General features: G+C 73.1%; 7 protein-coding genes. All 7 read left to right on the top strand.

Going from position 1 to position 6,888, the window contains the following annotated elements:
* Window positions 1-171 precede the first annotated feature (171 nt).
* Complete coding sequence (gene ruvC, locus ACIA5F_RS21805; RefSeq protein WP_399355416.1) at window positions 172-702, top strand: crossover junction endodeoxyribonuclease RuvC; 531 nt, start codon at window positions 172-174, stop codon at window positions 700-702.
* The gene (gene ruvA / locus ACIA5F_RS21800) at window positions 699-1,334 is read left to right on the top strand and encodes a Holliday junction branch migration protein RuvA (RefSeq protein ID WP_399355414.1); all 636 of its coding nucleotides are present in this window, start codon (window positions 699-701) and stop codon (window positions 1,332-1,334) included. The genes ruvC and ruvA overlap by 4 nt, the downstream gene beginning before the upstream one ends.
* A 205-nt stretch (window positions 1,335-1,539) precedes the next feature.
* Window positions 1,540-2,616, top strand: coding sequence for a Holliday junction branch migration DNA helicase RuvB (gene ruvB / locus ACIA5F_RS21795; RefSeq protein ID WP_399355412.1), 1,077 nt, complete (start codon window positions 1,540-1,542; stop codon window positions 2,614-2,616).
* A 163-nt stretch (window positions 2,617-2,779) separates the two neighbouring features.
* Window positions 2,780-3,232 carry a preprotein translocase subunit YajC gene (gene yajC, locus ACIA5F_RS21790; protein ID WP_399355410.1) on the top strand — a complete coding sequence of 151 codons (453 nt, stop codon included), beginning with the start codon at window positions 2,780-2,782 and terminating at the stop codon, window positions 3,230-3,232.
* A 152-nt stretch (window positions 3,233-3,384) separates the two neighbouring features.
* Window positions 3,385-5,169 (top strand): protein translocase subunit SecD, encoded by a 1,785-nt coding sequence (gene secD, locus ACIA5F_RS21785; protein WP_399355408.1) that lies wholly within the window; start codon window positions 3,385-3,387, stop codon window positions 5,167-5,169.
* Between the two features lie 3 nt (window positions 5,170-5,172).
* Window positions 5,173-6,228, top strand: a complete 1,056-nt coding sequence (gene secF, locus ACIA5F_RS21780; protein WP_399355406.1) for a protein translocase subunit SecF — start codon at window positions 5,173-5,175, stop codon at window positions 6,226-6,228.
* A gap of 5 nt (window positions 6,229-6,233) precedes the next feature.
* Window positions 6,234-6,776 carry an adenine phosphoribosyltransferase gene (locus ACIA5F_RS21775; protein ID WP_399355625.1) on the top strand — a complete coding sequence of 181 codons (543 nt, stop codon included), beginning with the start codon at window positions 6,234-6,236 and terminating at the stop codon, window positions 6,774-6,776.
* Window positions 6,777-6,888: the final 112 nt, after the last annotated feature.

The following is a 6,888-nucleotide window of genomic DNA, read 5'->3' as shown; positions in this document are numbered from 1 at the left end:
CGCGGGCGGGGGGGCCGCGCCCGCCCCCCCCCCCCCCCCCCCCCCCCCCCCCCCCCCCCCCCCCCCCCCCCCCCCCCCCCCCCCCCCCCCCCCCCCCCCCCCCCCCCCCCCGCCGCTCTGTCGGTGCCACCCGGTAGCCTGCACGGACAGGTGACCGAAGGAGGGGGCGGGGTGCGAGTTCTCGGCGTGGACCCGGGGCTGACGCGGTGCGGTGTCGGCGTGGTCGAGGGTGTCGCGGGCCGTGCCCTGACCATGCTCGGCGTGGGGGTCGTGCGCACGCCCGCCGATGCCGAACTGGGCCTGCGGCTCGTCGCCGTCGAGCGCGGCATCGAGGAGTGGCTCGACGAGTACCGGCCCGAAGTCCTCGCCGTGGAGCGGGTGTTCAGCCAGCACAACGTCAGCACGGTCATGGGCACCGCCCAGGCGAGCGCCGTCGCCATGCTCTGCGCCGCCCGCCGCGGGATACCGGTCGCCCTGCACACCCCGAGCGAGGTCAAGGCCGCCGTCACCGGCAGCGGCCGGGCCGACAAGGCACAGGTCGGGGCCATGGTCACCCGGCTGCTGCGGCTGTCCGCGCCACCGAGACCCGCCGACGCCGCCGACGCCCTCGCCCTCGCCATCTGCCACATCTGGCGGGCCCCCGCCCAGAACCGTCTCCAGCGGGCGGTGGCCCTGCACGCCCCGAAAGGCCGTACCCGATGATCGCCTTCGTCAGCGGCCCCGTCGCCGCGCTCACCCCCACCCTCGCCGTCGTCGAGGTCGGCGGGGTGGGCATGGCCGTCCAGTGCACCCCCAGGACCATCGCCGGCCTGCGGACGGGGGAACCGGCCCGGCTGGCGACCTCGCTGGTCGTCCGGGAGGACTCCCTGACCCTGTACGGCTTCGCCGACGACGACGAGCGGCAGGTCTTCGAGCTGCTCCAGGGCGCCAGCGGGGTCGGCCCGAGACTGGCGCAGGCGATGCTCGGGGCGCACAGCCCCGACGCGCTGCGCCTCGCGGTCTCCACGGGCGACGAGAAGGCGCTGACGGCGGTGCCGGGCATCGGCAAGAAGGGCGCGCAGAAACTGCTGCTGGAGCTGAAGGGCAAGCTGGGCACCCCGCTCGGCACGGGCGCGCAGGCGGGCCCCGGGCGGGCCGTGGCCGCCGCCGGCCCGGCGCCGTGGACCGAGCAGCTCCAGGCCGCCCTGATCGGCCTGGGATACGCCTCCAGGGAAGCGGAGGAAGCGGTCTCCGCCGTGACCCCGCAGGCCGAGGCCGCCCTCGCCGCAGGCGGCCCGGCGCCCGTGCCGCAACTGCTGCGCGCCGCCCTCCAGTCCCTCAACCGGGCCCGCTGACCGGGCGCCCGGCCCGGGACCCCGGGCCACGAGCCCCGGCCCGTCCCCGCGCCCCGGTGGGCAAGACCACCGGAAACCCGACCGGTCCGGCCCGTCCCCGCCCGCGGCCCCCGCGCCCCGGGTCCGGCGCGGCCCCGGGCGCCGGGCGCGCGGGCGGGCCCGTACCCGACCGACCACCGCACGACCGAGAAGGCAGACTGAGACCGTGAACTGGGACGACGAGACCGACGCCACCGCCGAGGGCGACCGCGTCGTCGCCGCCGCCGCGGACGGGGAGGACACCGCGGTCGAGGCGGCGCTGCGTCCCAAGGACCTCGGCGAGTTCGTCGGCCAGGAGAAGGTCCGCCAGCAGCTCGACCTCGTCCTCAAGGCGGCCCGCAGGCGCGGGGCCACCGCCGACCACGTGCTGCTCTCCGGCGCGCCCGGCCTCGGCAAGACCACCCTCTCGATGATCATCGCGGCCGAGATGGGCGCGCCGATCCGGATCACCTCCGGCCCCGCCATCCAGCACGCCGGAGACCTCGCCGCGATCCTCTCCTCCCTCCAGGAGGGCGAGGTCCTCTTCCTCGACGAGATCCACCGCATGTCCCGGCCCGCCGAGGAGATGCTCTACATGGCCATGGAGGACTTCCGCGTCGACGTGATCGTCGGCAAGGGCCCCGGGGCCACCGCGATCCCGCTGGAGCTGCCGCCGTTCACCCTGGTCGGGGCCACCACCCGGGCCGGGCTGCTGCCCCCGCCGCTGCGCGACCGCTTCGGCTTCACCGGGCACATGGAGTTCTACACCCCCCAGGAACTGGAGCGCGTGCTCCACCGCTCCGCCCGCCTCCTCGACGTGGAGATCGACACCGCGGGCGCCGCCGAGATCGCCGGGCGCTCCCGGGGCACCCCGCGCATCGCCAACCGCCTGCTGCGCCGCGTCCGCGACTACGCCCAGGTCAGGGCCGACGGGGTGATCGACCGCGCGGTGGCCCGCACCGCCCTCCAGCTGTACGAGGTGGACGTGCGCGGGCTCGACCGGCTGGACCGGGCCGTCCTGGAGGCGCTGCTCAAGCTGTTCGGCGGCGGGCCCGTGGGCCTCTCCACGCTCGCCGTCGCGGTCGGCGAGGAACGGGAGACCGTGGAAGAGGTCGCCGAGCCCTTCCTCGTCCGTGAGGGCCTGCTCGCGCGCACCCCCCGGGGGCGCGTGGCGACCCCCGCCGCATGGGCCCACCTGGGCCTTGTGCCGCCCGTGCAGGGCGGGAGCGGATCACCGGCCCAGCGGGGTCTGTTCGGGGCCTGACGGCGCGGAGGTTCGCGCCCTCAGGAACTGCGGTGCCATGCTGGGCGTTGTTCCATCGGTACGGACTCGCCTAGACTCCGCCGATGCCGACCCTTCGGGTCGGTGTGCCCACCCCCGTAGAAGAAGGCCGCTCCCGTGCGGTCGTGCGAAGGATCTCCGTCCCGTGAATCTCGTGACACTCCTCCCGTTCATCGTGCTCATCGGGGCGATGTTCCTGATGACCCGCTCCGCGAAGAAGAAGCAGCAGGCGGCCGCGCAGATGCGCGACGACATGACGCCCGGCACCGGTGTCCGCACCATTGGCGGCATGTACGCCACGGTGAAGGAACTCGGTGACGACACGGTCACCCTCGAGGTGGCTCCCGGCGTCCACGCGATCTTCGCGAAGAACGCCATCGGCGCCGTCCTCGAGGACGCGGAGTACAACCGCATCGTCCACGGCGCCAACGACCGGACCGACGACGCGCCGGTCGTCCCCGACGACGCCTCCTCGCTGACGGAGGCGCCCGCGGCGGACCTCACGAAGGACGAGGACAAGGGCCCCAAGCTCGACCTCGGCAAGAAGGACGACCCCAAGGGCGACGAGCCCAAGGACGGCGAGGCCGGCGCGAAGTAGCGCGTGGCCGGGGACCGCGCGAGCGCCCGCAGGCGCCCGCCGCGGTCCCCGTCAGTGACACTTCTGCGGGGGGCAGGGGTCCCCACCACACATTTCGTGGCCGTCCGCGCGCTGACCCGGCGCGGGGCGGTTGGACAGGGAGAAACGACAAGGTGGCAGCACCGAAGAAGGGCCGGCGGCCCACGGGGGCTCAGGGGAGGCCGGGGCGATCCCTGGCGATCATCCTGATCGCGCTGGTGGCGCTCACCGCGGGGATGTTCCTCTCGAAGCAGACGACTCCCCGGCTGGGCATCGACCTCGCCGGCGGTACGAGCATCACGCTCAAGGCCAAGAGCGAGCCCGGCAAGCCGGACGCGATCAACGAGACCAACATGAACACGGCGGTCGGCATCATCGAGCGCCGCGTCAACGGTCTCGGTGTGTCGGAGGCGGAGGTCCAGACCCAGGGCCGCGACCACATCATCGTGAACATCCCCAAGGGGGCGAACGAGCAGCAGGCGCGAGACCAGGTCGGTACCACCGCCCAGCTCTTCTTCCGCCCGGTCCTGGCCTTCGCCGACGGTTCCCCGGTCGCCCCCGAGGCCGCCCAGAACCCCACCCCGAGCCCCTCCGCGAGCGGCTCCGGTGCCCCGAAGGCCCAGGACGGCAACAAGTCCGCCCCCCCGGCCGCCCCGTCGTCCAGCGCCACTTCACAGGGCCGCGCACTGAGTGAGGCCCTCAAGGCCCCGGTCACGGCCACTCCCTCGCCCTCGACGGGCGAGACGAAGAAGGCAGACGACACCACCGCTGCGGCGCCGGCCCCGACGGGCCCCGCCGAGGCCGCGGCGGCCGACCTCCAGGCGAAGTTCGCCGCGCTCGACTGCAGCGTCAAGGCGCAGCGGCTCGACGCGGGCAAGGACGCCAAGCCCGAGGACCCGACGCTCGCGTGCGGCAAGCGCGGCGACGTCTGGGGCAAGTGGATCCTGGGCCCGGCCCAGGTCGACGGCCAGGACGTGAAGGACGCCAAGGGCGTCGTCGACCCGCAGCGCGGCATGTGGATCGTCACGATGCAGTTCACCGACAAGGGCGCCGACAAGTTCGCCAAGATCACCGGTGAGCTGGCCACCAAGCAGATGCCGCAGAACCAGTTCGCGATCGTGCTCGACGGCGAGGTCATCTCCGACCCGTCCGTGAGCCAGGCGCTGACCGGCGGCAACGCCGAGATCTCCGGCGGCTTCACCCAGCAGTCCGCGCAGGACCTGGGCAACATGCTCTCGTACGGCGCCCTGCCGCTCTCCTTCAACGAGGACAGCGTCACCACCGTCACCGCCGCGCTCGGCGACGAGCAGCTGCGGGCCGGTCTGATCGCCGGCGCCATCGGCATGCTCCTCGTCGTGATCTACCTGCTGGTCTACTACCGGGGCCTGGCGTTCATCGCGATCGTCAGCCTCCTGGTCTCCGCGGCGCTCACCTACACGATCATGGTGCTGCTCGGGAAGGGCATCGGCTTCGCGCTGAACCTGCCCGCCGTCTGCGGCGCGATCGTCGCGATCGGCATCACGGCGGACTCGTTCATCGTCTACTTCGAACGCATCCGCGACGAGATCCGCGAGGGCCGCACCCTGCGTCCGGCCGTGGAGCGGGCCTGGCCGCGCGCCCGGCGCACCATCCTGGTCTCCGACTTCGTGTCGTTCCTGGCCGCCGCGGTGCTCTTCGTCGTCACCGTCGGCAAGGTGCAGGGCTTCGCCTTCACGCTGGGTCTGACCACCCTGCTCGACGTGGTCGTGGTGTTCCTCTTCACCAAGCCGATAATGACCCTGCTGGCCCGTACGAAGTTCTTCTCCAGCGGTCACCCGTGGTCCGGGCTGGACCCGAAGCGGCTCGGCGCCAAGCCTCCGCTGCGCCGGTCCCGAGGGACCGCCCCCGCACCCGCCCCCCTCGACGCAAAGGAGGCGTGAGAGATGTCGAAGCTGGGAGATCTCGGCGCCAAGCTGTACCGCGGTGAGGTCGGCTACGACTTCGTCGGCAAGCGCTTCCTCTGGTACGGCGTTTCCATCCTGATCACCATCACGGCGATCGTCGCCGTGGCCGTGCAGGGCCTCAACATGGGCATCGAGTTCAAGGGCGGTGCCGTCTTCACCACCCCGAAGACGTCGGTGTCGGAGACCCGGGCCCGGGAGTTCGCGCAGGAGGCGTCCGGCCACGACGCGATCGTCCAGAAGCTCGGCACCGGCGGCCTGCGCATCCAGATCACCAGCCTGGACACCGAGTCCGCGGCCGGTGTGAAGAAGCAGCTCGCCACCGACCTCAAGGTCGACCAGGCCGACATCAACGCCGACCTGGTCGGCCCCAGCTGGGGCTCGCAGATCGCCAACAAGGCGTGGACCGGGCTGGGGATCTTCATGATCCTCGTCGTGATCTACCTCGCCATCGCCTTCGAGTGGCGGATGGCGGTCGCGGCGCTGATCGCCCTGATCCACGACCTCACGATCACCGTCGGCGTGTACGCGCTCGTCGGCTTCGAGGTCACGCCGGGCACGGTCATCGGTCTGCTGACGATCCTCGGTTACTCCCTCTACGACACCGTCGTCGTCTTCGACGGTCTCAAGGAGGGCTCGAAGGACATCGCCAAGCAGACCCGCTTCACGTACAGCGAGGTCGCCAACCGCAGCATCAACGGCACCCTGGTCCGGTCGATCAACACCACCGTCGTGGCCCTGCTCCCGGTCGGCGCGCTGCTCTTCATCGGCGGCGGCTTCCTGGGCGCGGGCATGCTGAACGACATCTCGCTGTCGCTGTTCGTCGGCCTCGCGGCCGGTGCGTACTCCTCGATCTTCATCGCGACCCCGCTGGTCGTGGACCTCAAGGAGCGCGAGCCGGCGATGAAGGCCCTCAAGAAGCGGGTGCTCGCCAAGCGGGCCGCCGCCGAGGCCCGGGGCGACGCCCCGGACGAGGAGTCCGAGGCCGGGGACGCGCCGCAGGTCGTGGCGCAGGCCCGGCCGGGACGGCGCCGGTGACCGCGCTGTCGGCGGACGTACGCGATCTGCTGCTCAGCCGGATCAAGGACGTGGCGGACTACCCGAAGCCGGGGGTGGTCTTCAAGGACATCACCCCGCTGCTGGCGGACCCGAAGGCCTTCGCGGCGCTGACGGACGCACTGGTGGAGCTGGCCGGGCGGTACGGCGCGACGAAGATCGTCGGGCTGGAGGCGCGCGGTTTCATCCTGGCGGCCCCGGTGGCCGTCCAGGCCGGGATCGGCTTCGTGCCGGTCCGCAAGGCCGGAAAGCTGCCCGGCGCCACGCTCGCGCAGGCCTACGAGCTGGAGTACGGGACCGCGGAGATCGAGGTCCACGCCGAGGACCTGTCGGCGGGTGACCGGGTCATGGTCATCGACGACGTCCTGGCCACCGGAGGCACCGCGCGGGCGTCGCTGGAGCTGATCCGGCGGGCCGGCGCGGAGGTCGCCGGGGTGGCGGTGCTGATGGAGCTGTCGTTCCTGCCGGGCCGTACGAGGCTGGCCGGAGCGCTGGACGGCGCCCCGCTGGACGCGCTGATCGTGGTCTGACGGACCTGTCCGAGGAGCGGCGGGGGGGCCGGGGGCCCCCCGGGGGCCCCGCGGGGGGGGGGGGGGGGGGGGGGGGGCGGGGGGGGGGGGGGGGGGGGGGGGGGGGGGGGGC

Source organism: Streptomyces sp. NPDC051567, assembly GCF_044454165.1.
In the GTDB taxonomy this organism is placed as follows: domain Bacteria; phylum Actinomycetota; class Actinomycetes; order Streptomycetales; family Streptomycetaceae; genus Streptomyces.
This window is presented reverse-complemented; position numbering and strand designations above follow the sequence as displayed.